General features: G+C 63.6%; 30 protein-coding genes and 1 riboswitch. Of the genes, 11 read left to right on the plus strand and 19 right to left on the minus strand.

Going from position 1 to position 26362, the window contains the following annotated elements; genetic code table 11:
• Nucleotides 1-11: 11 nt before the first annotated feature.
• From D3M59_RS05865 to D3M59_RS05875, 3 genes are all read left to right on the plus strand, one after another.
• Complete coding sequence (locus D3M59_RS05865) at nt 12-545, plus strand: EF-hand domain-containing protein (protein ID WP_119532427.1); 534 nt, start codon at nt 12-14, stop codon at nt 543-545.
• A gap of 28 nt (nt 546-573) precedes the next feature.
• Nucleotides 574-679, plus strand: a riboswitch (TPP riboswitch).
• Between the two features lie 27 nt (nt 680-706).
• Nucleotides 707-2584, plus strand: a complete 1878-nt coding sequence (gene thiC, locus D3M59_RS05870; protein ID WP_119532429.1) for a phosphomethylpyrimidine synthase ThiC — start codon at nt 707-709, stop codon at nt 2582-2584.
• Nucleotides 2585-2654: 70 nt separating this feature from the next.
• Nucleotides 2655-2957: a hypothetical protein gene (locus tag D3M59_RS05875; protein WP_233543153.1), complete on the plus strand. Its 303-nt coding sequence runs from the start codon at nt 2655-2657 to the stop codon at nt 2955-2957.
• On the opposite strand, the gene D3M59_RS05880 is transcribed toward D3M59_RS05875, so the two are convergent.
• Nucleotides 2954-3412, minus strand: coding sequence for a YaiI/YqxD family protein (locus tag D3M59_RS05880; protein ID WP_119532434.1), 459 nt, complete (start codon nt 3410-3412; stop codon nt 2954-2956). The two genes, D3M59_RS05875 and D3M59_RS05880, sit on opposite strands and share 4 nt — an antisense overlap.
• Before the next feature lie 10 nt (nt 3413-3422).
• Complete coding sequence (locus D3M59_RS12335; RefSeq protein WP_267896927.1) at nt 3423-3554, minus strand: hypothetical protein; 132 nt, start codon at nt 3552-3554, stop codon at nt 3423-3425.
• A gap of 330 nt (nt 3555-3884) precedes the next feature.
• Between D3M59_RS12335 and D3M59_RS05885 the strand changes: the two genes are divergently transcribed.
• The gene (locus D3M59_RS05885) at nt 3885-4766 is read left to right on the plus strand and encodes a hypothetical protein (RefSeq protein WP_119532436.1); all 882 of its coding nucleotides are present in this window, start codon (nt 3885-3887) and stop codon (nt 4764-4766) included.
• Between the two features lie 7 nt (nt 4767-4773).
• Here the strand turns inward: D3M59_RS05885 and D3M59_RS05890 are convergent, their stop codons facing one another.
• Nucleotides 4774-5106 (minus strand): DUF962 domain-containing protein, encoded by a 333-nt coding sequence (locus D3M59_RS05890; protein ID WP_119532437.1) that lies wholly within the window; start codon nt 5104-5106, stop codon nt 4774-4776.
• Nucleotides 5107-5262: 156 nt separating this feature from the next.
• On the opposite strand from D3M59_RS05890, the gene D3M59_RS05895 reads away from it, so the two are divergent.
• Nucleotides 5263-5670, plus strand: a complete 408-nt coding sequence (locus D3M59_RS05895) for a hypothetical protein (protein ID WP_119532439.1) — start codon at nt 5263-5265, stop codon at nt 5668-5670.
• Here the strand turns inward: D3M59_RS05895 and D3M59_RS05900 are convergent.
• The 10 genes from D3M59_RS05900 to D3M59_RS05940 all read right to left on the minus strand — a co-directional run bounded on the left by D3M59_RS05900 (nt 5667) and on the right by D3M59_RS05940 (nt 13010).
• Nucleotides 5667-6059, minus strand: a complete 393-nt coding sequence (locus D3M59_RS05900; protein WP_119532441.1) for a DUF1810 domain-containing protein — start codon at nt 6057-6059, stop codon at nt 5667-5669. The two genes, D3M59_RS05895 and D3M59_RS05900, sit on opposite strands and share 4 nt — an antisense overlap.
• A 67-nt stretch (nt 6060-6126) precedes the next feature.
• Entirely contained in the window at nt 6127-7071 is a 945-nt protein-coding gene (locus D3M59_RS05905) for a hypothetical protein (protein ID WP_119532443.1), read from the minus strand.
• 187 nt (nt 7072-7258) lie between these two features.
• Nucleotides 7259-8008 carry a transglutaminase-like cysteine peptidase gene (locus tag D3M59_RS05910; protein ID WP_119532445.1) on the minus strand — a complete coding sequence of 250 codons (750 nt, stop codon included), beginning with the start codon at nt 8006-8008 and terminating at the stop codon, nt 7259-7261.
• A 126-nt stretch (nt 8009-8134) separates the two neighbouring features.
• Nucleotides 8135-8662 carry a peroxiredoxin gene (locus D3M59_RS05915; protein ID WP_119532447.1) on the minus strand — a complete coding sequence of 176 codons (528 nt, stop codon included), beginning with the start codon at nt 8660-8662 and terminating at the stop codon, nt 8135-8137.
• A 50-nt stretch (nt 8663-8712) separates the two neighbouring features.
• Nucleotides 8713-9180 (minus strand): 1-acyl-sn-glycerol-3-phosphate acyltransferase, encoded by a 468-nt coding sequence (locus D3M59_RS05920; RefSeq protein ID WP_119532449.1) that lies wholly within the window; start codon nt 9178-9180, stop codon nt 8713-8715.
• Nucleotides 9181-9304: 124 nt separating this feature from the next.
• Entirely contained in the window at nt 9305-9457 is a 153-nt protein-coding gene (locus D3M59_RS12165; RefSeq protein WP_199662376.1) for a hypothetical protein, read from the minus strand.
• A 93-nt stretch (nt 9458-9550) separates the two neighbouring features.
• Entirely contained in the window at nt 9551-9739 is a 189-nt protein-coding gene (locus D3M59_RS05925; protein WP_119532451.1) for a PspC domain-containing protein, read from the minus strand.
• A gap of 290 nt (nt 9740-10029) precedes the next feature.
• Nucleotides 10030-10887 carry an SDR family oxidoreductase gene (locus D3M59_RS05930; protein ID WP_119532453.1) on the minus strand — a complete coding sequence of 286 codons (858 nt, stop codon included), beginning with the start codon at nt 10885-10887 and terminating at the stop codon, nt 10030-10032.
• A 4-nt stretch (nt 10888-10891) separates the two neighbouring features.
• Nucleotides 10892-11140 carry a hypothetical protein gene (locus D3M59_RS05935; RefSeq protein ID WP_199662378.1) on the minus strand — a complete coding sequence of 83 codons (249 nt, stop codon included), beginning with the start codon at nt 11138-11140 and terminating at the stop codon, nt 10892-10894.
• 88 nt (nt 11141-11228) lie between these two features.
• On the minus strand, nt 11229-13010 hold the full coding sequence (locus tag D3M59_RS05940) for a tetratricopeptide repeat-containing sulfotransferase family protein (protein ID WP_119532455.1): 1782 nt from the start codon (nt 13008-13010) through the stop codon (nt 11229-11231).
• A 74-nt stretch (nt 13011-13084) separates the two neighbouring features.
• Here D3M59_RS05940 and D3M59_RS05945 point away from each other — a divergent pair, with 74 nt between their 5' ends.
• Nucleotides 13085-14893, plus strand: a complete 1809-nt coding sequence (locus tag D3M59_RS05945; RefSeq protein ID WP_119532457.1) for an ABCB family ABC transporter ATP-binding protein/permease — start codon at nt 13085-13087, stop codon at nt 14891-14893.
• Here the strand turns inward: D3M59_RS05945 and D3M59_RS05950 are convergent.
• A complete protein-coding gene (locus D3M59_RS05950) occupies nt 14890-16335 on the minus strand; it encodes an ATP-binding protein (RefSeq protein ID WP_119532904.1) in 1446 nt (481 codons plus the stop codon). The two genes, D3M59_RS05945 and D3M59_RS05950, sit on opposite strands and share 4 nt — an antisense overlap.
• 74 nt (nt 16336-16409) lie before the next feature.
• On the opposite strand from D3M59_RS05950, the gene recQ reads away from it, so the two are divergent.
• Together recQ and D3M59_RS05960 are read left to right on the plus strand one after the other, a co-directional pair.
• Complete coding sequence (recQ, locus tag D3M59_RS05955) at nt 16410-18194, plus strand: DNA helicase RecQ (protein ID WP_119532460.1); 1785 nt, start codon at nt 16410-16412, stop codon at nt 18192-18194.
• On the plus strand, nt 18178-18591 hold the full coding sequence (locus D3M59_RS05960) for a TIGR01244 family sulfur transferase (protein ID WP_119532462.1): 414 nt from the start codon (nt 18178-18180) through the stop codon (nt 18589-18591). Before recQ ends, D3M59_RS05960 begins: the two co-directional genes overlap by 17 nt.
• On the opposite strand, the gene D3M59_RS05965 is transcribed toward D3M59_RS05960, so the two are convergent.
• From D3M59_RS05965 to D3M59_RS05985, 5 genes are all read right to left on the minus strand, one after another.
• A complete protein-coding gene (locus D3M59_RS05965) occupies nt 18588-18800 on the minus strand; it encodes a putative signal transducing protein (protein ID WP_119532464.1) in 213 nt (70 codons plus the stop codon). The genes D3M59_RS05960 and D3M59_RS05965 overlap by 4 nt on opposite strands.
• On the minus strand, nt 18797-20218 hold the full coding sequence (gene tldD, locus D3M59_RS05970; protein ID WP_119532466.1) for a metalloprotease TldD: 1422 nt from the start codon (nt 20216-20218) through the stop codon (nt 18797-18799). Before tldD ends, D3M59_RS05965 begins: the two co-directional genes overlap by 4 nt.
• Nucleotides 20215-20412 (minus strand): zinc-finger domain-containing protein, encoded by a 198-nt coding sequence (locus D3M59_RS05975; RefSeq protein WP_119532468.1) that lies wholly within the window; start codon nt 20410-20412, stop codon nt 20215-20217. The genes tldD and D3M59_RS05975 overlap by 4 nt, the downstream gene beginning before the upstream one ends.
• 42 nt (nt 20413-20454) lie before the next feature.
• The gene (locus D3M59_RS05980) at nt 20455-20967 is read right to left on the minus strand and encodes a DUF4402 domain-containing protein (protein ID WP_158581961.1); all 513 of its coding nucleotides are present in this window, start codon (nt 20965-20967) and stop codon (nt 20455-20457) included.
• Between the two features lie 125 nt (nt 20968-21092).
• Nucleotides 21093-21611: a DUF4402 domain-containing protein gene (locus D3M59_RS05985; protein WP_119532472.1), complete on the minus strand. Its 519-nt coding sequence runs from the start codon at nt 21609-21611 to the stop codon at nt 21093-21095.
• A gap of 109 nt (nt 21612-21720) precedes the next feature.
• Between D3M59_RS05985 and D3M59_RS05990 the strand changes: the two genes are divergently transcribed.
• Genes D3M59_RS05990 through D3M59_RS06000 form a run of 3 tightly spaced genes read left to right on the plus strand, consistent with a single transcriptional unit; the run spans nt 21721 to nt 26025 of the window.
• Nucleotides 21721-22653 carry an ABC transporter ATP-binding protein gene (locus D3M59_RS05990; protein WP_119532474.1) on the plus strand — a complete coding sequence of 311 codons (933 nt, stop codon included), beginning with the start codon at nt 21721-21723 and terminating at the stop codon, nt 22651-22653.
• A complete protein-coding gene (gene nadB / locus D3M59_RS05995) occupies nt 22650-24239 on the plus strand; it encodes an L-aspartate oxidase (RefSeq protein ID WP_119532476.1) in 1590 nt (529 codons plus the stop codon). Before D3M59_RS05990 ends, nadB begins: the two co-directional genes overlap by 4 nt.
• Before the next feature lie 40 nt (nt 24240-24279).
• Nucleotides 24280-26025 (plus strand): DUF885 domain-containing protein, encoded by a 1746-nt coding sequence (locus D3M59_RS06000; RefSeq protein ID WP_119532478.1) that lies wholly within the window; start codon nt 24280-24282, stop codon nt 26023-26025.
• The last annotated feature ends 337 nt before the right edge of the window (nt 26026-26362 follow it).

Consider the following 26362-nt stretch of genomic DNA (forward strand, 5'->3'; position numbering starts at 1 on the left):
AAGGACAATCCATGTTCGCACGCCTGACCGCCGCCCTGACTCTGGCGGCGATCCCCGCCTTGGCCTTGGCGCAAGCTCCTGCAGAGGAAGACAAGCCGATCACCAAGGCCGAGTTATCGGCCAAGCTCGACGCCGACTACGCCAATCTCGATGCCGACAAGGACGGCAAGGTCACCGCGGCCGAAATCAACTCCCGCCTGAAAATCAGTGCCGAGGCCGAGCTGGAGGTCATTAAAAAGGAGCGCGACGCCGCCTTCGCCAAGTTCGATACGGACGGCAATGGTACCATCACTCGCGCCGAGTTCGACGCGCGCGCTAAGTTGCCGACTATCAAGGATCCGGACGCCAAGCCGTTCCTCGCCCGCTTCGACGGCAATAAGGACGGCACGATCAGCAAGGACGAGTTCCGCGCTCCGACCCTCGCCAACTTCACCAAGCTGGACGCCAACAAGGATGGCACGATCAGCATCGCCGAGCAGAATGCCGCCGCCTCCGCGCTGGCGAAGAAGCCGGCGGCCAAGACGACCCCGCCGATCGGCCGCTAGACGCGGGCGGCCGGCAGGCCTAAACGCCTACGCATCCCCGGGGAGCCGATAGCGGCTGAGAGGCAGTTCATGACTGCGACCCGTCGAACCTGATCCGGCTAGCACCGGTGTAGGGAGCGGATGACGGGTCACCCGCCATCCCTCCGCTTTTGGAGATTGAGATGGCTGACGTTGATCCGAAGATTACTAATCCCAACGTCACGACCGGCTCGATCCGGGGAAGCCGCAAGGTCTTTGTCGAAGGCCGGGACGGCATCCGGGTTGCGATGCGGGCCATCGACCTGGAGCCATCGTGCGGGGAGCCACCGCTCAACGTCTACGACACCAGCGGCCCCTACACCGATCCAAATCAACGCATCGACATCATGGCCGGCCTGCCGGAGCTTCGCCGCGATTGGATCCGCGAACGCGGAGATGTCGAAGAGGTGCAGCAGCGCGAGGTCCGCCCCGAGGACAATGGACAACTCGGCCCCGACCGTAGCGGCGGCGTCCAGCCCTTCCCTAATGTCCGCCGCCGCGTCCTCCGTGCCAAAGCGGGCAGCAACGTCAGCCAGATGCACTACGCCCGTCGTGGAATCATCACGCCGGAGATGGAGTACGTCGCGATCCGCGAGAATCTCGTCCGCGCCAACAATGCCCTAAACCGCCCTCGCGATGGCGAAAGCTGGGGCGCTAGCATCCCTGATGAGATCACCCCCGAATTCGTCCGCGACGAAGTCGCCCGCGGCCGCGCCATCATCCCCAGCAACATCAACCATCCGGAATCCGAGCCGATGGCGATCGGCCGCAATTTCTTGGTGAAGATCAACGCCAACATCGGCAACAGCGCGGTCGCCTCCGATGTCGCGAGTGAAGTCGACAAGATGGTCTGGTCGATTCGCTGGGGTGCGGACACGGTCATGGACTTGTCCACCGGCCGCAACATCCACGACACGCGCGAATGGATCGTCCGCAATTCGCCCGTGCCGATCGGCACCGTCCCCATCTATCAGGCTCTGGAGAAGGTCGGCGGCATCGCTGAGGACCTCACTTGGGAAATCTTCAGGGACACGCTGATTGAGCAGGCGGAACAGGGGGTCGACTATTTTACCATCCACGCCGGCGTCCGCCTGCCCTATGTCCCCCTGACCGCCAGCCGCGTAACCGGCATCGTCAGCCGCGGCGGGTCGATCATGGCCAAGTGGTGCCTCGCCCACCACAAGGAGAGCTTCCTCTACGAGCGCTTTGACGAGATTACCGAGATCATGAAAGCCTATGACATCGCCTATAGCCTAGGCGACGGCCTTCGCCCCGGAAGCATCGCCGACGCCAATGACGAGGCGCAGTTCGCGGAGCTCTACACGCTGGGCGAACTGACCAAGCGCGCCTGGGACCAAGATGTGCAGGTTATGATCGAAGGCCCAGGCCACGTGCCGATGCACAAGATCAAGGAGAATATGGACAAACAGCTGGAGGCGTGCGGCGAAGCGCCATTCTACACTCTTGGGCCGCTAACGACCGACATCGCGCCCGGCTACGACCATATCACCAGCGGCATCGGCGCCGCGATGATCGGCTGGTACGGCACCGCGATGCTTTGCTACGTAACGCCGAAGGAGCACCTCGGTCTTCCCGACCGCGACGATGTGAAAGTCGGGGTCATCACCTACAAGCTTGCCGCCCACGCCGCCGACCTTGCCAAGGGCCATCCCGCCGCCAAGCTGCGTGACGACGCGCTCAGCCGCGCCCGTTTTGAATTCCGCTGGCGCGACCAGTTCAACCTGTCGCTCGATCCCGACACGGCCGAGCAATACCATGACCAGACGCTGCCCGCGGAGGGCGCGAAGACGGCGCACTTCTGCAGCATGTGCGGTCCGAAATTCTGCTCGATGAAGATCACCCAAGAAGTGAGGGAGTTCGCGGCGAAGCAGAACGCGAAAAGCGCGGAGGAGGCGCTGACGCCGGAAGCCGCCGAAGCCGGCATGGCCGAGATGAGCGATCGCTATCGCAAGGGCGGCAACGAGCTATACATCGGCGCGAACGGCCGCGAGCACGACTAAGCACGCGACACTGGCCCCATTTACCCGCGCGGCGCGTTGGACCCGCTCTTCCCAAACGCAAAGGATCGCCATGCCCCGCCGCAAGCCCGCGTCACCTGCCGACTCCTCCGCTTGGGCGCGCATGGCAGCCGACGCCTCGCTGCTATGGGCCGACGCGGGGACGGTTATGATGCTTCGCGGCTGGAGGATGATGGCGGGCGGCCCGGGCGCCCAGCGCGAAGTGGAGCGGATGGTCGCCGAGAAGGTCGAGGCGGCTTTCGAATTAGCCGGCGCCCTCGTCAGCGGCCGCATTGCAACGCCCGAGGCCGCCGCTAGGCGCGCCGTTTCAGTTTACGGGAAGCGGGTGCGAGCGAATCGGACCAGGCTAGGCTAGCCTCTCGTCAGCCGAGCCAGTGCCTCGTCCAGCGCCTGCAGGAAACGCGAGCGGTCGGCTTTCGTGAAGGGCGGCGGGCCGCCCATTATCCCATCGAACCCGGCGCGCAGGTCGGCCATGATCGCGCGCGTCGCGATCGCCGCGCCGATGCTGGCGGGGGTAAAGGGTTTGCCCGTCGGCGCAATCACTACCGCCTCCTTTTTCAGGCAGCGATCGGCCAGCAGTATGTCATTCGTGATCACGACGGCCGCGCCGTTGGCGGCCCCGGCGATCCAGTCGTCGGCCGCGTCGAAGCCGTCTCCAACCACCACGCGCTCAATGAGGAGATGTTCAGGCACACGCAGATAGCTGTTGCTGACCACCGTCACGGGCACGCCGCGCCGCCAGGCGACCTTGTACACCTCGTCCTTGACGGGACAGGCGTCGGCATCGACCAGTATGCGAAGGCCGCTCATCGGTGCAGGGCTAATACTTCATATTGTCGAGGCCCCGAACGACCCCTTCCTTCTGAGAAGGATTGGAGGCGTTTTGCTTCTTGGGCTTTTCCGCCTTGGGTTTGCGGATTTCCTTGTTCGACTTTTTCTGGCCCTTGGCCATGACGGGCTCCGATCTATGGGCTGGATGCCCTATTAGCGGGTGTAGGCGGGTTGAGGGGGAATAGCGAGCGACCGACTGCGAGTTCCATTGGTGGAGTGTCCCAACATGGCGGCTTCAAGGTCCATGAAAGTCTACTCCGCATTTTCATTGCCATACCGTGAAGTCCGTTATCCCGCCCCCGCGGTCCCTTACCCAAGTCCGTGCTTGTCTCGGCCTACTGCGAAGATGCGACCAAAAAGCTGGCTGTTGCGCAGCCGCACGACCTTGGTCGAATTTCGCTTGCCGCCCCGTCATCAACGGGCAGATAATGGCGGCCTTGGGAGGCCTGTAATGTCGAAGCCGTTGACGACCCTGTTGCTGACCGGTGCGCTGGCAAGCCCTGCCGTGGCCCAGCCCGCGCCCGTCGACGACCAGTCCAGTCCCATCGTGGTTCAGGGCGTCCGCATCCAAGACAAGGAGATTGACCGCTTCGTTGACGCGCTGACCGATGCGCCGACGTTCGGGCAGATCAGCCGCTTCGACTGGGCGGTGTGTCCCGCCGCCGTCGGCCTTGGCGACGTCAGCAGCGCTGCGATCGTCCGGCGAATGACCGAGGTTGCGCGCGCCGCAGCCATTCCGGTGGCGAAGGCCGGGTGCAAGCCCAACGTCCTGGTCATCGTCACGCGCGGCAAGTCGAAAATGATCGAGCGGCTGTCGGTCAAATATCCCGCTTATTTCGAAGGGATGTACCCGCCCGAGATTCGCCGCTTGATCCGCGACAAGTCGCCTGCCTCCGCCTGGCAGGCGCGAGGGCGGACCGATGCAGACGGTCAGCCGCTGCAGCGGGACATCGACGGCAGGCTTATCAACGAGCGCACCGATACCGCCTCTAGGCTCAGTACCGCGTCGCGGCCGCACTTCCTGGCGGCCGTGGTGGTGACGGAACTGGATGCGCTGGCAGGCCTGAGCGTGACGCAGTTCGCCGATTATGCCGCTATGCGCGCCTTCGCCCGAACCGATCCGCGCCGCGTCGCCGCCGCGTCGAGCGCGCCGACCATTCTGTCGGCGATCGAGGCTCCGATGAACAGCCCGGTGCCGCTGACCCTGACCAGCTGGGACATGGCGTTCCTGAAGTCGCTTTATAGCAGCGATCCCAACCGGACCGCCGCCGGGCAGCGTGGCGAGATGAAGCAGATCGTCGAACGCGACCTGACCGACGGGAAAGACGAATAGCGCAGGCTTAGGAAGGTACGCCGGCCCTCTCAAGTTCCGGGGCGAGGCGACCGGTTAGCCAGAGCCACCACATCTTGAAGTCCGCGGTTAGGGACCAGAGCGGGTATGTGAAGGTCGCGGGCCGGTTCTGCTCCACCCGGAAATGGGCGACCCACGCAAAGCCATAGCCCGCCAGCGGAATGGCGAGCAGCCAAGCCCAGCGGCCGGTCAGCAATGCGAACAGGGCGATGGCGACGACCAGGGTGGTCCCGACATAATGGAGCGCTCGGGTTCGCGGCTTGGAATGCTCGCGAAGGTAAAAAGGCCAGAATTCGGCGAAGCTTTGGTAGGCGCGGGCCATGGATTGAAGGGTGCCATCGCGCGTCCGCTCTGTCCATCGGGGCCGGCCATTGGGGGTTCATCGCGGCGGGCGCAGCTTTGACCGCCTAACGGGAAACCGCCTTCACGGTGATCCGTTACGGCCCCCGACACAGGGGTGAATGGAAGGAGTATTGCCATGAACCGCGTTACCCTGATTGCCACCGCGCTCGCTGCAACTGCCGGCGCCGCCGTGGTCACTACTCCGGCCGCCGCCCAACGTTGGAATGATGCCGGTTGGCGGACCATCGGTTATAAAACGGTCAATGGCCGCGATACCGACACGATCAACCTGCCGGGGCGCACCCGCCAGACCGCAGTCCGGCTATGCACGATCAATGCGCCAGTCCACATTCGGGATTTCGACATACGCTTTGAAAACGGGCGAACGCAGGACGTGAATACCCGCGCCCGGCTTGGCACCGGTCGGTGTACGCGGGCCATCGACCTGCGCGGCAATCGGCGCGATATCGACCGGATCCGCCTTAAATATGAACCCATCGCGCGCGGATGGCGCCGCCCGCTGATCCGTGTCCAGGTGCGCTAAAGATGGGACAGGACCTCGGCGAACAAGTCTTCGCCGAGGTCCGCCCGGCTAAAGATTTCCATCGATGATTTCAGCTTCATGGCATCCACCTGACCCATGATTCCGCCTGCAGTTCCGCCCGCTTCCAGGTGCGTCAGGATCGCTTCGCAACATTGGCGCAACCGGGGGCCGAGCAACGGATCGCGGATATAGGCCCGAGCCTCGTCCACGCCGCTGAGGCCGTAGAATTTCGCGATTGCCGACCGGCCAATGTCGCGGTCTTGGGGGAAGATGAACCACATCCAGTGGCTTTGCTTCCGCCCCGCCGCCAGTTCCGCCAGCGCGCGGTCGAAAATGCCGCCGGACTGTGCCTTAACGAAACGGTCGAGATTATAGGGGTCGTCGGCCATGCCACGATCATAGCGAAAGCGCCGCCGCCCGTCAGGGCAGCGGCGCAACGCCCTAGGTGATAATGTCTTAACCCTGATAGGCGGGCTTTAGCTTAAAGGCCGGTTGAACGGCAGGCCGAAGCATAAACTCGGTATTGTTCGGCTGGCGATTTTCCCGAGCTGGCTTTTCAGCCGATGGCTTGGGAGCTTGACCCGTCGCTTGCGCGGCGCGGCGTTCCTGCTGGTCGAAGAAGCTTGCCCGACGCAGGCGGTTCTTGAGTGACAGCGAGGGGTTGTCCGGCGTTGGCCCGCGATAGGCGGCGTGAACGTGGCGCCCGTAGCGCGACAGGTCGAAGCCGGCCGGAAGCGCGGTCACGGGTGCTCCGTGGATCACCGCGGCAGGCGAAGGCTCAGGAGCACGAGCGAAGGCGGGTTCAGGGGAGGAAACAGGGTCGCTGTAAGCGACCGGTTGGTCGCCTACCCATTCGTCATCGCCATAGATTCCCTCATCTTCGGCGCGACGCTTGCGGCGACGCACCGCCATTCCGGCACCGGCAAGGGCGAGGATGCCGAGACCGGCAGCACCGGCAATCGGCAGCGCGTTCTCGAGAGCGTCGTTGGCGGCAACTCCCGCCGGTTCCGTCGGTGTCGGTGCAATGGGCTCGGCGACGGGAATCGCGGCCTCAACCGGCAGAGGAGCCTCGATCGCAGCGCCGGCCGCGGGCGCCGGCGCAGCGGCGGTCGGCGCAGCCGCTACCGGCGCAGTGGGGGCGCTGGACGTTGGTCGATTTGCCGTCGAACGAACGGGTTTCGCGGCAACTTTGCGGACGGGCTTTTCAGCAGGGGCAGCGGGGCTGGCTTCGGTTGTCGCCGATTCGACTGCAGACATGGGCGCCGTTGCCGGTTGCGCGGCGAGCGGATCGGTGGTCGTCACCGGTTCCGGCGCGGTTTCTACGACCGGTTCGGTCGTCGTAACTTCCTGCGCTAGGGCCGGGGTTGAAGTTGCGGCCAGGACTGCGGCAATCGCCGTCATCGCCGTACGAGCTTGGTTATTCCGTGTCATGGCAAACCAAACCCGCACAATTCCCAAACGGGTTCATGGTTTCCGACCAGCGGTGCCATGACAGGGACGAAATGACCAAACTCAGCCGGTCGCTAACTTACTGAATTAGGCGCGTTTTCCTCTTACGCGCCGCTGGTGGAGACCTGCAGCGGCTTGGTTAGCGCGCCTGTTTGGTGACCGATGCCGATGCAACCTTGCCGCCGACGCGGCGGCCGTGAATCCAGCTCATTCCTTGGCCAAGCGTCATGATTGGCGTGAAGCGCGCATTCTGGCTCGCGGGAATGACATCCTTCGCCTGGTCGTCGAGCGCGAAGAACCCGGACGCGGTTCGAGCCAGCAGTAGGATATGAGCGCCACGCTTATTGTCGCGTCCGACGCTTAGGTAGAGATCTTTGGGGTTAAATCCGGCTGCTTTGAGAACCTGCATCTTCACGATGGCGATATCCTCGGCGTCGCCGGTACCACGCCTTAAAGTTTCGCCCGCATTGGCCCAGAAGTCGGCGACGCCCATATTATCGAGATCATGAGCCCAATGAACGCTCTGATTCACGGCAGCCTGGATCATCCGCAGCTTCGACACGGGATCGAGGCCGGCGGCCCCCGCCGCCAGCCTCTGGACCAGCGGGTCCCTCGCGTCCGTAGACGATACCCGCCGGAACCGCGCATCGTAGAAGGTGACGCCGGCATTGAGCGCTACCGTGCCGAAGACGTTGGGATTTTCCGGCCTCGACAGGATCAGCGGATGCGATACTCGCTGCGCCGGGCGTGCGGATCGATCGATAATGAGCGGATGGGAAGATTTGGAAATGGTGGGGCTGGCCGCGGCCTCGCCTGCCCCCGCAAGTGCGGGAGCCGCGGCCATCGTACAGGCGCCGGCAATCACCGTCTTGATCAGCATTTTGGCCATGGATTCACCCCTTCCCTGCCGTGCAGCAGAAAGAGTGACTCCAACTTCCCGTTAACGGAAGAGGTTAACGCTAGCTCATAAAATTAACCCGTTAAATGTGTCGGGTAGGCAACGTAACGAATACTGCTAACGCTTGAGCGCCTTCACTGCGGAAAGCGTTTTGGCCACATGGTCCTTCCAATTGAGGTCGGAATGAACCATTATGATTCGGCCGTCCGCGGCGATTACATAGCTAGTCCGATCGCTGAGTTCGGGCTTCGCCTTCAGGGCCACATCGTAAGCACGAATCGTCGCCGCGGTGGCCGTGGCGACGGGAAAAGCGCTTCGGCATCCCTCGGTCGAAAAGCGTTTCAATGTTGCTAAGTCGTCGGCGCTCATGCCGATCACGCGCGCGCCAGCCGCGCGAAATTGGGGCATCGCGTCAGCAAAGGCCTTGGCTTCCAAAGTACAACCTTCTGTGAAGGCCTTGGGATAGAAATACAGCACGACTGGTCCGTGGCGAAGCTGTTCGGCCAAGTGCAGCTTGAACGGCTTTCCGCCCAGTGCGCCCATCGTCCGGAAGTCGGGCGCTTTGGCGCCGACCGGCAAGGCTGCGGCCAAAGGCTGGGTGAACACAGCAGCCGCGAAAGCGACAAGGAAATGGGCGTGGCGCATCGGTTCGACTCCCGCGAAAGCCTGATGCTAATCGCGCCCTTGCGGCTTGGCTAGCACTCGTCGGGGAAGCTGGCGCGCTCGGGGTGGCGTGGGTGGAGCGTCCGGAAGAAGGCGAAGGCAGGCTTGAGGTCGGCCTCCACGTCTCCTGTCGGGTGAATAACAGGCCCGATCACCCCTCGCTTTAATAGATAATCGGGTCCTGCACAGACTATCGGCACATTGGCCTTCAGCGCGATCTGATAGAAGCCTGTGCGCCACTTGGTCGTTGCCGACCGCGTCCCTTCCGGCGCGATGACCAAGACGAAATCGTCATGCGAGGTGAATTGGGCGACGATCTGGCTGACCATGTCCTGTGGCGAGCTTCGGTTGACGGGCACCCCGCCTAGCGCGCGCATGAATCCGCCCATCGGCCATTTGAACAGGCTGTGCTTACCGATGAATCGCACTTGCCGCCCCAGAGCGGCGACGGTGCCGAGAAAAACGAGGAAATCCCAGTTGGAGGTATGGGACGCGCCCATGATCACAAATTTCGGATAGGGCGGGAATTCGCCCGCGGGCTTCCATCCCTGCCAATCATACCAAGCGATCAGCAGGCCCCGAATGACGCGCTCCAGGAAATTGAGTCGCTCGATCCGGATCCGCCTAACGAAGGACCGAGCCGATGATCCAAACCGCGGACATGGCGATCACGATCAGGAGGAGGGAGAAGCCGAGCACGTAGCGCACCCCCTGCGCTTTCACGCCGCCGGTGGCTTCGGTTTCGTTGAGATGAACTTCGTCGCCTTGCCGTTCCATCGCCGTTCTCCCGCGTCGATGGAAGGAATCTTGCCACAGGCGGCGGCCGAAAAACAGTCGTTATCCGGCCGGGGGCAGTCTGGCCGCCCCGCCTTAGCGGTCGTCGGCGGCCAGCCAGCCAGTCAGGATGTAGAAAAGAATCGCAATCGGGCCGGTCATCAGCGTGAGCGCTATAACGCCCAAGCGGACGATGAGAACATCGAGGCCTAGCCAATCCGAGAGGCCGGCACACACGCCCATGACCTTGGCCTTGGCGGGGTTAAGAACGAAGCGACCATTCATGGTCTTGTTTCCCTTGACGCGAGTTGGTTCAGGCGATCGGCAGCGAAGCAGCGGCCGAAACGAACAGAAGCGAAGTGATGAAGGCACCGGCGAGGCTGGCTGCGAGCTGGCGGCTGTCAACGAACGAGAAGGTCATTTTTAATCTCCCTTTTTGAGCCCGTCATTGGGCTCGAAACATACTTTGCAGGGAGCGTGCCAATTGAAAAAATGCATTGTTTTTCAACGCGCCAGGCTTCGGCGTGGGAAATTCCGCGTGATTTTATGCCGAAGTGTTGGGAATTTCCGCCAACCTATCCGTTGACGATGATGCCGCCGTTGGGATGGAGCACCTGCCCGGTCATGTAGCTGGCATCCTCACACGCGAGGAAAAGGAAGGCGGGGGCGACTTCGTTGGGCTGGCCGGGCCGACCCATCGGCGTATCCTTGCCGAAATCCGGGATTTCTTTCGCAGGTTTTCCGCCAAAGGGATTGAGCGGGGTCCAGATCGGCCCGGGAGCGACCGCATTTACGCGAATGCCGTCACCAACGAGATTGGCCGAGAGGGAGCGTGTGAATGCCGTGATTGCGCCCTTAGTTGCGGAATAGTCGAGTAGCTTCTCGCTGCCCTTGTACATGGTGACCGACGTGCAATTGATGATCGCCGCCCCCTTGTTCAGGTGCGGTCGGGCGGCCTGCACTAAGTAAAACATGGAAAAAATGTTCGACTGAAAGGTCCGGCGAAGCTGGTCGTCGGTAATGTCGCGAATATCCTCGTCCGGATGCTGCTCGCCCGCATTGTTCACGACGATGTCGAGACGCCCGAACGTGTCGATCACCTTCTGAACCGCCTTCGGCGCGAAGTCCGGATTGCCCAGATCGCCGGGAACCAGAATCGCCCGGCGCCCCTCGGCCTCGACGATCTTCTTCGTATTTTCCGCGTCTTCATGCTCACAGAGGTAGAATATGGCGATGTCGGCACCCTCGCGCGCATAGAGTGCGGCGACGGCACGGCCGATGCCGCTGTCAGCGCCGGTGATGATCGCAACCTTGTCCTTCAGCCGGGCGGACCCGGCGTAGCGCGGTTGCCAGTCGGGCTTCGGATCCAGCTTGCCCTCCTCGCCGGGCAGAGCATCTTCGTGGATCATCGGCTCAACGTCGGTTTTTGCCATGGGTTTAGCCCTGGCGGGTGTTGGCGGGCACCTTTATCCGCGGGGCGCGCTCGGCCGACGGCGCCTTGGCCGGACGGCATTCGGCGAGCAGCGTCGGGAAGTCGAAGTCGCTGTTGGCGGCAAGGGTCGACGTCGTCGCGGCCGCACAGGCCTGGCGACTTTCATAGCGCGTCGACATCGTAGCAACCGGCGTGCAGCCAGCCGACCCGTCGGCGCAGCCCATGATGGCAATGACGTAGAAACCCGGACCCATGTTCACTCTCCGCTAGGAACAGGGATCATAACCGCCGGGAAATCCCGACGGTTCCAAACGGTTCGTCGTGAAACGGCATTTGTGCCGCTCAGCCTTTGCCAGTTGATCTGTAGCCCAGTTGCCGCGCCCAGGAGTCAAGGGTCGGCAACACGGGGGCAAGTTGGTCCGCGTAGCGCTTCCACCGGCCGGAGGCGCGCTGGTGGATCGGCTGCATGACCTGGTCGTAGCTGGGGGTCGCAATCAGGTCGCGGCGGGCCGCCGTTCGCCGATGGTCGAGCAGTTCAGGCTGCCAGGACAATCCCAGCCAGTCGACGAGGGGCCGAAGCGTACCCTCAGTGTCGGCAACTAGGTCCTCATAAGCGATGTCATACACGTCAAGTTTGAGCTTGCGCCGGGCGCGGAACCACAGGGACAGGGCGACATCGTAAAAAGCCGCTGCGTCCCCGATATCCAGAAAGTTGGCCATCGCGTCGTTCAGTTGAAACGATTGCAGATAGTTACTCAGAACCGCATCCGCGGGATGTCTCCGCGCAAAGATGAACTTTGCATCGGGGAAAAGGCGGTGAATGACCGGCGCTCCGGTCATGGCCAACGGAAGCTTGTCGACGACCAGCTTGTCGCCGCCGTCAGGCACGTGACGGCTCAATTCCTTGAAATAGGCCTGCCGGGCACGATCGATCCGTTCGGGGCTTTCGCGGTTAAGGTTTTCGAGGTCGCCGAGTTCCCTCGTCGCCGCGTCAAGCATCGGCTCTTCCTCCACCACCTCGACATCGGGATGGCCACGCAGGAATGTATCGAGCAGCGTGGTGCCGGACCTGGGGAAAGCCACCAGGAAGACGGGCGAGCGCCGCGACGACGGGGGCCCCTCCGTCCAGGCGGCTACCCAGTCGTCGGTTAGGGCGGCCTCGATCGCCTGCATCTTCGCGCGATGGTCGGCGGCGCGTCGGCGCCAGCCGTCCCGATCCTCCACGGACATAGAAGCTTCAGTCGCCGCAACGAACGCTCGCTGCGCATCGCCGGCCCGATCCGCCAGCGTGGCGACCAGCGTCGCGCGCCGGGCAGGATCGGCGGGGATGATGCTGGCTTCTGCAAGTTCGAGGGCCCTGTCCGTATCGCCCTTTCGCTTGGCGATGAGCGCCCGCGGATAATCGAGTTCCCGCTCGTCGAACCTGGCCATCTCTCCGTGCGCTATCAGCCGTTCAAGCTCTGGAGCGTCATTTTGCCGTTCCGCAAGGTCGACGAGTGAGAGCCATGAAGAGCGATCGCTGGGATCCGACTGAAGTAGCTCGCGGTTAATCGCCGCTCCTTCCTCGATGCGTCGATCGAGAAGCATCGCCGATGCACGCGCCCGATCACGATTCGGCGATGGCGGCAACTGGTCAAGGTGGAACAGCGCTCGCCGGGACTGATCGAGGGAGAAGAGCAAGGATATGATCTTCTCGCGCGCGGGCTGGTTGCCCTCGTCAAGCAGCAGCACCCTCTCCAAGGCTTCGGCTTCCTCACGAGCGTTTCCGGCCCGATGCGCCGCCTCGGCCCGCGTACGCCAGAGCAGCAGCAGCGCCTCCGGAGGAAGATTGTCTCCGCCAAACGGCAACTCCAATGCCTCGGCCGCGCGATCGGCATCGATCAGGGCGCGCATCAAAGTCACGAGAACCGCCGGCTCGGCCGGACGAAGGGTGGCTGCGCGTTGAAGATAGTCGATCCCGCCGGTCAGGTCGCCCTGACGGCAACATGCGACACCCGCGATGTGCAGCAGCGAAAACTCTTCGCCGTCCGCCAGCGCCGCCTCCGCTACCTGCCGAGCAGAGGCGATGTCGCCCTTCTGGAACAGCATGGCGGCCTGGGCGGCGGGGTTGGGAACGCGGGTCATGGCTGGCTCTTCCCCTCCCTGCCCCGGAAGGTCAACATTGCACGAGCGCGCTTCGACACCTACCTCCTGAGCCCATGAGCACTGCCCCGACCGACGAAAAGACCAAGGGCAACTTCGCGGTGCTTTGGCGCTTCCTGCCGATGCTTTGGCCAAAGAACGACCTAGAATTGAGGCTTCGCGTCGTCGTGGCGGTGGTCCTTGTGTTGGTCGGCAAGGCGATCACGCTAGCCATGCCTTTCGCCTACAAGGCCGTCGTCGACGCGATGAGCGGCGAGGCGGCGGCGTGGACCGCGGCTCTGATGCTGGTCCTGGCCTACGCCGGGGCAAGGTTCGGTGGGGTTTTGGCCGACAATCTGCGCAATGCGATCTTCGAGAAGGTCGGGCAGTCGGCGGCACGGCGATTGTCGGCACGGGTGTTCCGCCACGTGCATTCGCTCAGCCTGCGGTTCCATTTGGAACGCCGCACGGGGAGCCTTACGAAGGTGGTCGAGCGCGGAACCAAGAGCATCGACATGATGCTCTATTTCCTGTTGTTCAACATAGCGCCGACGGTGATCGAGCTCACCGCCATCTGCGTCATTTTCTACCTGAAATTTGGGCCCGGGCTGGTCGCAGCGACGCTAGTGATGGTCGCGGCTTACATCGCCTTCACCCGCAAGGTGACCGACTGGCGTGCTCATTTGCAGCGCGAGATGAACGAGGTCGACAACAAGGCCATCGGCCGCGCTGTCGACAGCCTACTCAATTATGAAACCGTCAAATATTTCGGTGCGGAGGAGCGGGAGGCCAAACGCTACGATCAAGCAATCGCTGGCTTCACCCGCGCCGCGGTGCGCAACGAGACAAGCCTCGCCTGGCTCAACATCGGGCAGAGCCTGATCACCAATCTGATGATGGCAGGGGCGATGGGTTTCACCGTCTGGGGATGGAGCCAGGGCCGCTTCACGCCGGGCGACGTAGTGCTGGTCAACAGCTTGCTAATGCAGCTGTTCCGCCCGCTCGACATGCTTGGCTGGGTCTATCGGTCGATCCGTCAGGGCTTGATCGACATGGAAGCAATGTTCGATCTGACCGATACCGCTGCCGAAGTAGTAGATGCGCCGGGAGCGAAGCCTCTCCAAGTGAGCAAAGGCCATGTCCGGTTTGAGGATGTGGCGTTCGGTTACGAACCCGAGCGGATCATCCTGAAGGGTGTAACTCTGGATGTTCCGGCGGGCAGCAGCTTGGCGGTCGTCGGACCTTCGGGCGCGGGCAAGTCGACGCTCGCGCGGCTTCTCTATCGATTCTACGATACGACCGCTGGCCGCATTACCATCGACGGACAGGATATCGCCAAAGTCCAGCAGTCTTCGCTGCGCGCCGCGATTGGTATTGTCCCGCAGGACACGGTGCTCTTCAACGACACCATCGGCTACAATATCGCCTATGGCCGCGAAGGCGCAGGCCAGGCCGAGGTCGAAGAAGCAGCCAAAGGGGCGGCGATCGACGGGTTCATCGCTGCGTTGCCGCAGGGCTATGAATCAACGGTCGGCGAGCGGGGATTGAAGCTGTCCGGCGGCGAGAAGCAGCGAGTGGCGATTGCCCGAACTCTGCTGAAAGACCCGCCGATTCTAATCCTTGACGAGGCGACGAGTGCGCTGGACAGCCGCACCGAGGAAGCGATCCAGGCGACGCTCGACGGCGCCGCGCAGGGGCGCACGACGATTATCATCGCCCACCGCCTGTCGACTATCGTTGGCGCGGACCAGATCGTGGTGCTGGACGCTGGCAAGGTCGCCGAGCGCGGGACGCATGGCGAATTACTGGCGAAGGGCAGCCTCTATGCCGAGCTATGGATGAGGCAGGCCGCCGAGCGGGAGCTGGAAGAGGTAACAGAGCGCTAGGCCGCAGCCGTGCTCCATCCCAGACGCGGTATGGCGATCGAGCGCTTGCCACTGAGGTCGACGCGGCTGACTATCAGTTCACGGCTTTCGATGTACTGGAGCAGTCGCCGCGCCCGCCCGAGGCTGGCGGTGCCATAGCTCGCAGCAATGGCTTCGTCCGACGGGCAAGGCGCGCCTTCGCGGGCGGCGCGGGCGACCAGCAGAAAGGGGCCGAGCATGTCGTCGGGCAGCGAGCGGGCGGCGTCGAGCGCGGGCGTCCAGCTGTCGTCCGTCACGTCGTAAATGCCGGCGCGGGCCATCGACAGGCGGCGGGTGAATTCGGCAAGGTCGAGCGGCGGCCGGGGAACGCCGGCCATTCGGCAGCGCACCGTGAAATCTTGGAACAGGACCGAGGCGGAGCGCGTCGTGCTGTCCCCGTCGGCGACAATCGCCTCGAGCACGTCGGCGATGACACCAGCCACTTCATAGTCGCTCTTGGCTTCGACCGAGGTCCTCGCCGGCACTGAAGAGGCCATCGCCTGAAGCAGCGCTTCGGAGGGTAGCGGACGGGGCGGCGGCGGGGCGAGCGGGAGCACGGGTTCGGGATCGTTGCCCTTGGCGAACAGCAGTTCCTGCATGTCGCCAGCTGGTGCGTCGGGCAGCGGCATCAACTTCGGGCTGGTCGAGCGCGCTTGCGTCTCCACCTCCCCGATCGCCACAGCAAGGGGGCGGCGTGTGATAGCGGGCCCGAGCGCGAGGAAGGTGCCGCGTGGCAGGTCACGGATCGCCTCGGCCTGGCGCCGTTCCATGCCGAGCAGGTCAGCGGCGCGGGCCATGTCGATATCGAGGAAGGTGCGGCCCATCAGGAAATTGGACGCTTCGGCGGCGACATTCTTGGCGAGCTTGGCCAGCCGCTGCGTCGCGATCACGCCGGCAAGTCCGCGCTTGCGGCCCCGGCACATCAGGTTGGTCATCGCTGACAGCGAGGAGCGGCGCACTTCCTCCGCCACTTCGCCGCCGCCGGCCGGGGCGAACAGCTGGGCTTCGTCAACCACCACCAGCGCCGGATACCAATGATCACGGGGGGCATCGAACAACGCCGACAGGAAGGCGGCGGCGCAGCGCATCTGTCCTTCCGCCTCCAGCCCTTCGAGGCTGAGCACGACTGAGGCGCGGTGCTCGCGGATGCGGCCCGCCAGTCGGGCGATGTCCTTTTCGCTATGATCTGCCGCCTCGACCGGGACATGGCCGTAGCGGTCGGCGAGCGTGACGAAATCGCCTTCCGGGTCAATCACGACCTGCTGAACCTGTCCCGCGCTCTTTTCGAGCAGGCGGCGGAGTAGGTGCGACTTGCCACTGCCCGAATTCCCCTGGACGAGCAGGCGAGTGGCGAGCAGTTCTTCCAGATCGATGGAGATAGCGTCGCCCCTGCCGTCGACGCCCATGTTCACGCTTACCGTCACAAACCGTCTTTGGCAGCCGAGGGAGTCGGTGCGCAAGGTTGCGCCAACCGATTTGTGCATCGATAGGGACGGCTGTGACCAGCGTGCATCAAATCCTCCATGATCGTTTCGGTTTTTCGCATTTCCGCGGCGTGCAGGAAGAAGTCGTCGGCCGGACGATGGCGGGCCAACACGCCTTGGCGGTAATGCCAACCGGGTCGGGCAAGTCGCTCTGCTACCAACTACCCGCGCTCGCGCGGAGGGGAACCGGCATCGTCATCTCCCCACTGATAGCGCTTATGCACGACCAGGTACGCAGCGCCGAGAGCTTCGGTATTCGCGCCGCGGCACTGACCAGTGTAAGCGAGGATCCGCGGAGCATTCGCGATGCGCTTCGCGATGGGCAGCTTGACCTGCTTTACGTCGCGCCGGAGCGGGCGACGACGGACGGGTTTTCGCGCCTGCTACAGGAAGCCGAGATCGCGCTGTTCGCGATCGACGAGGCGCATTGCGTTTCGGAATGGGGCCATGATTTCCGGCCGGATTACCGATTGCTACGGCCGTTGCTCGACCAGCATCGCGACGTGCCGCGCCTGGCGCTGACCGCGACCGCCGACCGGCGCACGCGGGCAGATATATTAGTTCAGCTTGGCATAAGCGAAGATGGGCTGGTGGTCGCCGGGTTTGATCGCCCGAATATCCGTTATCATGTCCGACCCCGCGACGGCCTGCCTGGGCAGTTGAAGGCGCTGCTTGCCGGACAGTCGGGCGCGGGCATCGTCTATGCTCCCAGCCGCGACAAGACCGAGCGGATTGCCGAGCAGCTGAGCGGATTCCGTAAGGCTTTGCCCTATCACGCCGGGCTCGACGCGTCGGTCCGCGCGCGCAACCAGCAGGCCTTCGTCGCGAGCGAGGATATGGTGATGGCCGCGACCATCGCTTTCGGTATGGGAATCGACAAGCCCGACGTGCGCTTCGTCGCCCATGCAGGCATCCCCAAGTCAATCGAGGCCTATTATCAGGAAACCGGCCGCGCGGGCCGAGACGGCGACCCGGCAGAGGCGTGGCTGTTCTGGGGCGCGGAGGATTTCGCGCGGGCGCGTCGGCGAATCGAAACTGAGGTCGAAGCGGAACGCCGACCACAGGAGCGGGACCGACTGAATGCTCTTGCCGCATTTGTCGAGGCCGCGACCTGCCGCCGTGCGATCCTGCTGCGTCATTTCGGCGAGGAGCCGCCTGAAAGCTGCGGCAATTGCGACAACTGCATCGACCCGCCGGCGACGATCGACGTGACGACGGTCGCGCAGAAGCTGCTGTCCGCGGTGTTTCGGACGGAAATGCGATTCGGTGTCGCGCATCTGGCGGCGGTGCTGGCCGGCGACGACAATGAGAAGGTACGACAATTTGGCCACCACAATCTGTCGGTGTTCGGGATTATGGACCCCGACGAGTTAGCACTGGTCCGGCCGGTGGCGCGATCGCTGCTTGCTCGCGATGCACTGCGGGCCGACGACTATGGCGGGCTGAGCTTCGGGCCGGGCGCGAAAGCCATTTTGAAGGACGGTGAGCGGCTGGTCATTGCCGTGCCGCCTAAACGCGCGCGCAGGGGGCGGACCCGCGGGGGCCAAGAGTTTCCCCACGATCCGCTCTTCGAGGCGCTTCGCGAGTGGCGGCGCGAGCGGGCGAAGGAACAGGGCGTCCCGCCCTATGTGATTTTCCATGATTCGACGCTGCGTGAGGTAGCTGCGGTGAAACCATCGACGATGTCGGCGCTTTCCGACATTGAAGGGATCGGCGATACCAAGCTGCAACGCCACGGCGAGTCGCTGCTTGAAGCGCTGGCGACGGCGATGGAGAGGGACGATGCAACGGCAGCTTGACGATAATACACTGGTCAATGGCCAGATCCGGCCAGACGATGTACCCGCGCTCAAGGAGTTGGGCGTCACGATGATCGTCAACAATCGGCCTGACGGCGAAGACACCGACCAACCCAGAAGCGCCGATATCGAGGCGGCAGCTCGGGCGGCGGGGGTCGAATATCGCCATGTCCCGATCGTGCGCGGCATGGGTCCATCGGACGTCGAAGCGATGCGCGAGGCGATCCATGCCACGGGCGACGGAAAGATGTTCGCCTTTTGCCGCACGGGAAATCGCTCGACGCTGGCCTGGGCGGTGGCGAAGAGCGAGGACGGCGTTTCGCGCGAAGAGCTGAACCGCTGTGCGGATCAGGCCGGGTTCGACTTGGGCCCAGTCGCACATTTGCTGCGGACTTAGACTGGACGATCATCCGCGATTAGCGTGGCGGCTTCGTCGAGATCGTCGTCGAGCACCATCAATCTCGCGGCCGTCGCCATGCCGCCGCCCTCCGCGCAGTTGAGCCCGGAATCGAACACGACCGCATCGATTCCGTGGGACTCGAGGACGGTTCGGGCAAGTTCTGCTTCTATCGAAGTAAAGTAGCGCTTGAGCTCGACGAGGCTCACGCCGCCGTGCCTCCAACAGTCAAACCGTCGATCAGCAGGGTGGGCTGGCCAACGCCAGCCGGGACCGACTGCCCCGCCTTGCCGCAAATACCGACGCCTTCGTCGAGCGCCATGTCGTTGCCGATGCCCTCGACCCGGGTGAGAACCGTCGGGCCATCGCCAATCAACGTGGCCCCCTTGATAGGCGCGCCGATCTTGCCGCCCTCGATCCGGTATGCCTCGGTGCAGGAAAAGACGAACTTGCCGCTGGTGATGTCGACTTGGCCGCCGCCGAAGCTCTTCGCGTAGATTCCGTTCGGCACGCGCGTGATCAGTTCTGCGGGATCGTCCTGTCCGCCCAACATGAAGGTGTTGGTCATGCGCGGCATCGGCGCGTGCGCGAAGCTTTCGCGGCGGCCGTTGCCAGTCGGTTCCATGCCCATCAGCCGGGCGTTCAGCCGATCCTGCATATAGCCTTTGAGAAAGCCGTCCTCGATCAGCACTGTGCGGCCTGTCGGCGTCCCCTCGTCATCGATGCTGAGGCTGCCGCGTCGGTTTTCGATCGCGCCTTCATCGATGACCGTCACGCCCGGGGCGGCGACCCGCTCTCCCAACCGGCCGGAGAAGGCCGAAGTGCCCTTGCGGTTGAAGTCGCCTTCGAGACCATGCCCGACGGCCTCGTGCAGCAAGACGCCGCACCAACCGGGGCCGAGTACGACCGGCATCTCCCCGGCGGGCGCGGGGACGCTGTCGAGGTTAACCAAGGCCTGGGCCAGTGCCTCGTCGATCGCACGGTTCCAGGTCGCCGGCTCGAACAACCGGTCGTAGAGATAGCGGCCACCCAGCCCGAAGCTGCCGGTTTCTCGGCGGTCACCCTGCTTGGCGACGATGGAAACGTTGAGGCGGATGAGCGGGCGGACGTCGGTCGCGATGAAGCCGTCGGCGCGGAGGATTTCCACCACCGACCAGCTGCCCGACAGCATAACACTAACTTGCGCCACGCGCGGGTCGCGAGCCCGGGCGGCAGCGTCGATTGCCTGGCACAGTTCGACCTTACGGGCGAAGGGGATCGCGGCCAGCGGATCGTCGGAGCCGTACATGGCGCGGTTGGTGCGCGCCGGCGAGGCGGCCGCGGCGCGTTTCGCGGGATCGAGGAGCTTCAGCGTCTGCGCCGCGCGGTCGATGGCGGCGGCGCTGATTTCGTTGGCATGGGCGAACGCCGTCATCTCTCCGGTGACGCCGCGAAGGCCGAAGCCCGATCCGGTGTGATAGTCGGCGGTCTTCAGCCGGCCGTCATCAAAACCGAACGCTTCGGACACCCGATACTGAAGATAAAGCTCGCCATCGTCATGAGCGGCGAGATGCTTTTTAGCCAGCGCGGCGGCTTCGGTCGGGTCAAGCCCGTCGCGATAGAGGAAATCGCGTGGGGATCCGGTCACGAGGCGGCCGAGTCCGCCGGCCCTCCTTCAAGCACGAAGCGGCGATCGCAATAGCCGCAGTCGACGAAGCCGACCGCATCGTCGATCTGGTAATAGACGCGCGGATGGCCGAGCGCGGCATCGACCTGGCCGGAGCCATCGCAATGAACGCGGTGATGCTTGGTTCGGACGGTTTCGGGCGGCGGAAGGTTCATGCCTGCCGCACTAGCAATGCCGCCGCCGCGGTTCAATCGGCCTTAAAGATAGCTGGCAGTGACGTCGAACTCGGCCTCGTACACGCCCTCGGGCTGGTTGGCATTGACCAGCAGAACGCCGCCCACGTTGAAAAAGAACGCCCGCGTCGGATCGATCGTCCGGACCGGCGCACCATCGAGGGTGAGGGCGAGCACCGTCACGGTGTCACCGAGACCGTTTGCAAGCGACACTGGGTTGGTCGCCGTGACGATCACCTGCTGGCCCGCAGACCCAGCGCCTGCGAAGCGCGCGCGGAAGGCGGGGTCGGAGCTTACCAGCGTCACGCCGCCGCTGGCGAACGGTGCAGTCCCATCGGCGGGCACGGTGACGACGCCCGACAGGTTCGACGGGATGATGGTGCCGAAGTAGAGGTCTTCCAGCTTGCTGAGCGTCAGCGGGATGAGGATCAGGCCGCGCGCTTGCGCTTCGGGCGTCGCCCCGACCGGTGCGGCCATGGCCGGCGTCGACAGGAAGACGCTCGCAGATGCGGCGATCAGGGTCAGGAGTTTCTTCACGGGCATCCGGTCCTTGTTCATTCCCGCCGTCACTGCGCGGTCGCAGCCATTATCGGACACAGGGGTGACCGGCGGTTCAACGCATGTCGTTGCCGCGGAATTTACCGTGAATAGAAAGCAACGCGTCAGGGATATTGGATCGTGACGTCGATTTCGCCGGTGTAGATGCCTTCGACTGTACCGGCCGGAACGGTGATTTGCGCCCCCACAGCGAAGGTGAAGCTTTGCGCTTGAGCGAGGGATCGCTTATCCTGGCCGTCGAGCGTGAAGTTGCTGACGCTGAGCGTTTCGGTGCCGCCAACGCGGCGGATCAGAACCGGCTGTTTTGGAACCCGGATGTTGACCACCGTCTGCTTTGTCGCCGCACCGGAATAACGCGCCGGTGACGGCGTTCCTCCGATGTGCACCAGGCCACCCGAGACGGTCATTGCGTTGGTCACCGGATCGATGGTGGCCGTCCCTCCGGTCGTGATTCCCAGCGTCGCGAAATCGAGGTCGGCGTTGCGCTGCAGGGTAAGGGGCGTGACCAGCGACACCTGACCACTTGCCTTCGGATTCGCGCGCACGGGCGCGGCGACCGCCGTCGCGGTTAGCGACAGGCAGGCAAGGCAAGCCGGGGCCAGGATTCGGACCGCGCGAAACATGCCGCCCAGATAGTAGGGTTAATTGTAAGGATAGGATGATGAGTAAGGTAAACGACGCGTTTACTACCCCGGCTTTCGCCGAAGGTCCGGCACCGCTATGCGATTCCCCATGAGCGTATCATCCGATCCCGCTATCCGCATCACGGACCTGTGCAAAACCTATGCGGGCGGCAAGCGGGCGCTTGACGGCGTAACCTTCGACGTCCCACGCGGCCAGATCTTCGGTCTACTGGGTCCCAATGGGGCAGGCAAATCAACCCTGATCAACATTCTGGCCGGGTTGGTGGTGAAGAGCGGCGGCAGTGCGACCATCTGGGGCTTCGACATCGACCAGCACCCGCGCAATGCGAAGCGGTCGATCGGCATCGTCCCGCAAGAGATACTGTTCGACCCCTTCTTCACTCCGAAGGAAGCGCTGGAAATCCAGGCGGGCCTTTATGGCGTGCCCAAGGCGGAGCGGATCACCAACGCGCTGCTGGCTGCGGTCCGGTTGACCGACAAGGCCGACGCCTACGCCCGGACGCTGTCAGGCGGGATGAAGCGGCGGCTGCTGGTCGCGAAGGCAATGGTGCACAGCCCGCCGATCCTGGTGCTGGACGAGCCAACGGCGGGCGTCGATATCGAGCTTCGACAACAATTGTGGGACTACGTCCGCGGCCTCAACAAACAGGGCGTAACGGTGGTACTGACTACCCATTACCTGGAAGAAGCCGAGCAACTGTGCGACCGGATCGCCATCATCAACCACGGCAAGCTGATTGCCAATGAGCCGACACGGCAGCTGATCGCCAAGGCACAGGACAAGGCGGTGGTGGTAGAGGTCGACCGCGATATATCGGGGCCGCTCGATGCGCCTTGCTTCGAGCGGATCGAGATGACGGGCCCGCGCACCATCGAAATCACCTATCGAAAGGACAAGGTGAATGCTGGCGACGTGCTGGCGGCCTTGCAGAAGGAAGGCTTGGGCATCGTCGACGTGTCGACCCGCGACCCCGACCTGGAGGATGTGTTCCTGAGCCTGACGCGCGAGGCGGCGGCTTGAGCCGGCGCGACTTCGACGTCCTCGTCATCGGCTCCGGTGCGGCGGGACTGACCGCGGCCTTGAACCTGGCGCCCGATCGCAAGGTCGGCGTGATTGCCAAAGGCAAGCTCAGCGAAGGCGCGACCGGCTGGGCGCAGGGCGGCGTCGCGGCCGTGCTGGAAAAGGGCGACAGCTTCGAAGCGCATGTTCGCGACACGATGATTGCCGGTGCCGGGCTCAACAACCAGGCGGTGGTCGAGCATGTCGTCAGCGAGGCGCCCGCCGCCATCGCCCGGTTGGCCGCGCTTGGCGTGCCGTTCAACATCGACGACGATGGGGAAGGCTGGCACCTGACGCGCGAGGGCGGGCACAGCCATCGGCGCATCGTCCATGTCGCCGACGCGACCGGCTGGGCAATCCAGCAGGCCTTGGAAAAGGCAGCGGCGGAGCATCCCAACGTCACGCTGATCCCCGACATGGTTGCAATCGACTTTGTAACCGGACGGCACGCTACCGAATTTTCGACCAGTGGCGCGGTGCACGGCCTCTACGCCTACAACCGAACCAGCGGGGAAGTGGATACGATCGCCGCCCGGGCAACCGTCCTTGCGACCGGCGGGGCGGGGCGAACCTATCTTTATTCGACCGCACCGCGCGGTGCGACAGGCGACGGCATCGCGATGGCGTGGCGCGCGGGATGCCGCGTCAGCAACATGGAATTCATGCAGTTCCACCCGACCTGCCTTTACAATCTGGAGGTCAAGAACTTCCTGATTACCGAAGCGGTGCGTGGCGAAGGCGGCTTGCTGAAACATCCCGAAACCGGCCACCGCTTCATGCCCGACTATGACGAACGGGCTGAACTTGCGCCGCGAGACATCGTCGCCCGGGCGATCGACAGCGAGATCAAGCGGGACGGCTTGGACTATGTCTACCTGGACATCAGCCACCGCGAGCCACAGTTCGTGAAGGCGCACTTCCCCAACATTTATGAAAAGCTGATGGGGCTCGGCATCGATATCACGAAAGAGCCAATCCCAGTGGTGCCTGCGCAGCATTACACCTGCGGCGGCGTCTTGGTGGACATTGACGGGCGGACCGACGCGCTCGGCCTTTACGCTGCGGGCGAGGTCACGCAGTCCGGCCTGCATGGCGCCAATCGGTTGGCCTCGAACAGCCTGCTCGAATGTTTCGTGTTTGGCGAAGGCGCGGCGAAGCACATCGACGCGCATTGGAACGATCTGCCCGAGGTCCCCGCAATTCGCCCTTGGGACGAGAGCAGGGTGACCGACAGCGACGAGGAAGTCGTGATCCAGCAATGCTGGGGCGAAATCCGCCGCTTCATGTGGAATTTCGTGGGCATCGTCCGCACGACCAAGCGGCTGGAGCGCGCCCAGCACCGCATCGACCTGCTGCGGCAGGAAGTGAATGATTATTACAAGCATTTCCGGGTGACGCCGGACCTGATCGAACTTCGCAACCTGGTCGAGGTCGCGGACCTCATCGTCCGCTCCGCTCTCTCGCGCCACGAAAGCCGGGGACTTCACTACACGCTCGACTATCCGGCGACGTCGGATCAAGCGACCGACACCGTCCTCGTCCCCTGACGCATTGCCGCGCGGCGATTAGCCGCTAGGCTCCGGTGCGATGCCGATCTTCAAGTCCCTAGCCCCGCTGATGCTACTGCTTGCGACAGCCGCCGCGCCGCCGGCGGAAAACGCCGCCGACCGGCGATTACGTGCCCTCTACGAAAGCTATTCCGACTGGACGCAGAAGGAATATGGCTATTTCGAAGACGCAAAAGGCGAGAATCAGCAGGCCGCCTATTTGCCCAAGGTCGACCCGGCGACCCAGCAGGAACGCGCCGACTATTTGACGGTTGTACTGGCGCAGCTCGACGCGATTCCGGCGGGACAGCTATCCGCGAGCGAGCGTGTGAATGCGTTTGTGCTTCGCACGATCCTCGATGCCTCCATTTCCGACGCGCGATTCCGCGAATGGGAGATGCCGGTCAATAGCGACACCAATTTCTGGACCAACCTCGACGAGCGCAACCCGCTGGATGATGCTGACGCCTATCAGCGCTACATCGCTCGGCTGCGCGATATTCCGCGCTATTTTGACGAGCAGATTGCCAACATGCGCGCGGGCCAAAAGCGCGGCTTCACCCCGCCGCAGGTTACGCTGGTCGGCCGCGAGGGATCGATTGCCAGCTTTATTAAGACCGCCGCGAGGGACAGCGCTTTCTACGCCGCGTTCAACCAGATGCCGTCGACGATAGGAAGCGCGGAGGCAGCCAGGCTTCGGGCGGAAGCAGCGGCCGCAATCGACAGCGCGGTGACGCCGGCTTACCGCAAGCTGCTCAGCTTCTGGCTGAGCGAATATATTCCGGGCGCTAGGCAGGGTGTGTCGGCGCGCGACCTGCCACAGGGCGATGCCTATTATCGCGCCGAAATCCGCGAATATACGACGACCGGCCTGTCGCCCGAGGAAATCCACGAGGTCGGCCTGAAGGAAGTCGCGCGGATCGAGGCGGACATGCGCCGCACTATGGCGGAAAGCGGATTCAAGGGCAGCTTCGCCGAGTTCCTAGCGTTCCTGCGCACCGACCCGCAGTTCATCGCCCGCAATCCGGACGACCTGCTGGGCGTGTCCGCTTATGCCGCCAAGCGGGTAGACGGGAAATTGGGCGATTATTTCGACCTGCTGCCGCGCCGCCGCTTCACGATAATTCCGGTACCCGAGGCGCTGGCGCCTTTCTACACCGCGGGGCGCGGCGGCCTTGAGAGCTGCCAGATGAACACGCACAACCTCGCGAGCCGACCGCTGTACAATATCCCTGCGCTGACTCTTCACGAATGCGCGCCGGGGCATAGCTTCCAGGCGGCGCTGGCAGAGGAGGGAAAGTCGCTGCCGCGATTCCGCCGCAACATCTATTTCTCCGGCTATGGCGAGGGTTGGGGCCTTTATACCGAGTGGCTGGGGATCGAGATGGGCATTTACCGAACGCCCTACGAACGGTTCGGCCAGCAAAGCTACGAAATGTGGCGGGCGGCGCGGCTGGTGATCGATACCGGCATCCACCGCTATGGCTGGTCGCGCAAACAAGCGATCGACTATCTCGCCCGCCACACGGCGCTATCGACTCACGAGGTTGCGACTGAGGTCGACCGCTACATCAGCTGGCCGGGGCAGGCGCTGGCCTACAAGCTGGGCGAGCTGACCATCCGGAGGGTGCGGGCAGAGGCAGAGAAGGAGCTTGGCACCCGGTTCGACATCAAGAAGTTCCATACGATGATCCTGAGCCTGGGCGCGGTGCCGCTGCCCGAGCTGGAGGCGGAGGTGCGCGCCTTCATCGCGGCTAGCAAGGCAGGGCAGTCGACGGGTAAATGACGCCAGCCAGGGGCGCGGGGCGCGGGCCGTCGTAGCCCGATTTACTGAAGGAAGGGCCGAAAACTAGAACGAGATGAGAAGCTTAGCGATGGCCGAGTGGGGTGGAAGTGGACATCCCGCTCAGCTTTGAGTTGCGGCGCGAACCCGCGTCAAAAGCGAGGTCTCGCTTAGTTCTACAACAGGGATCTCCCAAGGGTGCGCTGCCAGAAGCGCTCCTATAGCGTTATCCACTGCCTGGCGGGACGCATCAATGGGTACGTAAATTATGAGGATGGCGGTCGGAGACCTAGTCGTGGAGCCAACTTCACCAAGCGTCGGTTCAGCATCGTCCGCCGGA

This window comes from Sphingomonas edaphi, from assembly GCF_003583725.1.
GTDB classification, from domain to species: domain Bacteria; phylum Pseudomonadota; class Alphaproteobacteria; order Sphingomonadales; family Sphingomonadaceae; genus Sphingomicrobium; species Sphingomicrobium edaphi.

Coding starts and splice junctions, on each gene's coding strand:
- D3M59_RS05895 (WP_119532439.1), top strand. CDS start 5,263: ATGAACCGCGTTACCCTGATTGCCACCGCGCTCGCTGCAACTGCCGGC.
- thiC (WP_119532429.1), top strand. CDS start 707: ATGGCTGACGTTGATCCGAAGATTACTAATCCCAACGTCACGACCGGC.
- D3M59_RS05920 (WP_119532449.1), bottom strand. CDS start 9,180: ATGGGCGCGTCCCATACCTCCAACTGGGATTTCCTCGTTTTTCTCGGC.
- D3M59_RS05935 (WP_199662378.1), bottom strand. CDS start 11,140: ATGGGTCCGGGTTTCTACGTCATTGCCATCATGGGCTGCGCCGACGGG.
- D3M59_RS05905 (WP_119532443.1), bottom strand. CDS start 7,071: ATGACGGCGATTGCCGCAGTCCTGGCCGCAACTTCAACCCCGGCCCTA.
- D3M59_RS05985 (WP_119532472.1), bottom strand. CDS start 21,611: ATGTTTCGCGCGGTCCGAATCCTGGCCCCGGCTTGCCTTGCCTGCCTG.
- D3M59_RS05880 (WP_119532434.1), bottom strand. CDS start 3,412: ATGAGCGGCCTTCGCATACTGGTCGATGCCGACGCCTGTCCCGTCAAG.
- D3M59_RS05900 (WP_119532441.1), bottom strand. CDS start 6,059: ATGGCCGACGACCCCTATAATCTCGACCGTTTCGTTAAGGCACAGTCC.
- D3M59_RS05885 (WP_119532436.1), top strand. CDS start 3,885: ATGTCGAAGCCGTTGACGACCCTGTTGCTGACCGGTGCGCTGGCAAGC.
- D3M59_RS05910 (WP_119532445.1), bottom strand. CDS start 8,008: ATGGCCAAAATGCTGATCAAGACGGTGATTGCCGGCGCCTGTACGATG.
- D3M59_RS05875 (WP_233543153.1), top strand. CDS start 2,655: ATGCCCCGCCGCAAGCCCGCGTCACCTGCCGACTCCTCCGCTTGGGCG.
- D3M59_RS05890 (WP_119532437.1), bottom strand. CDS start 5,106: ATGGCCCGCGCCTACCAAAGCTTCGCCGAATTCTGGCCTTTTTACCTT.
- D3M59_RS05915 (WP_119532447.1), bottom strand. CDS start 8,662: ATGCGCCACGCCCATTTCCTTGTCGCTTTCGCGGCTGCTGTGTTCACC.
- D3M59_RS05975 (WP_119532468.1), bottom strand. CDS start 20,412: ATGAACCTTCCGCCGCCCGAAACCGTCCGAACCAAGCATCACCGCGTT.
- D3M59_RS05865 (WP_119532427.1), top strand. CDS start 12: ATGTTCGCACGCCTGACCGCCGCCCTGACTCTGGCGGCGATCCCCGCC.
- D3M59_RS12335 (WP_267896927.1), bottom strand. CDS start 3,554: ATGGCCAAGGGCCAGAAAAAGTCGAACAAGGAAATCCGCAAACCCAAG.
- D3M59_RS05925 (WP_119532451.1), bottom strand. CDS start 9,739: ATGAATGGTCGCTTCGTTCTTAACCCCGCCAAGGCCAAGGTCATGGGC.
- D3M59_RS05930 (WP_119532453.1), bottom strand. CDS start 10,887: ATGGCAAAAACCGACGTTGAGCCGATGATCCACGAAGATGCTCTGCCC.
- D3M59_RS05940 (WP_119532455.1), bottom strand. CDS start 13,010: ATGACCCGCGTTCCCAACCCCGCCGCCCAGGCCGCCATGCTGTTCCAG.
- D3M59_RS05960 (WP_119532462.1), top strand. CDS start 18,178: ATGCAACGGCAGCTTGACGATAATACACTGGTCAATGGCCAGATCCGG.
- D3M59_RS12165 (WP_199662376.1), bottom strand. CDS start 9,457: ATGGAACGGCAAGGCGACGAAGTTCATCTCAACGAAACCGAAGCCACC.
- D3M59_RS06000 (WP_119532478.1), top strand. CDS start 24,280: ATGCCGATCTTCAAGTCCCTAGCCCCGCTGATGCTACTGCTTGCGACA.
- D3M59_RS05945 (WP_119532457.1), top strand. CDS start 13,085: ATGAGCACTGCCCCGACCGACGAAAAGACCAAGGGCAACTTCGCGGTG.
- D3M59_RS05990 (WP_119532474.1), top strand. CDS start 21,721: ATGAGCGTATCATCCGATCCCGCTATCCGCATCACGGACCTGTGCAAA.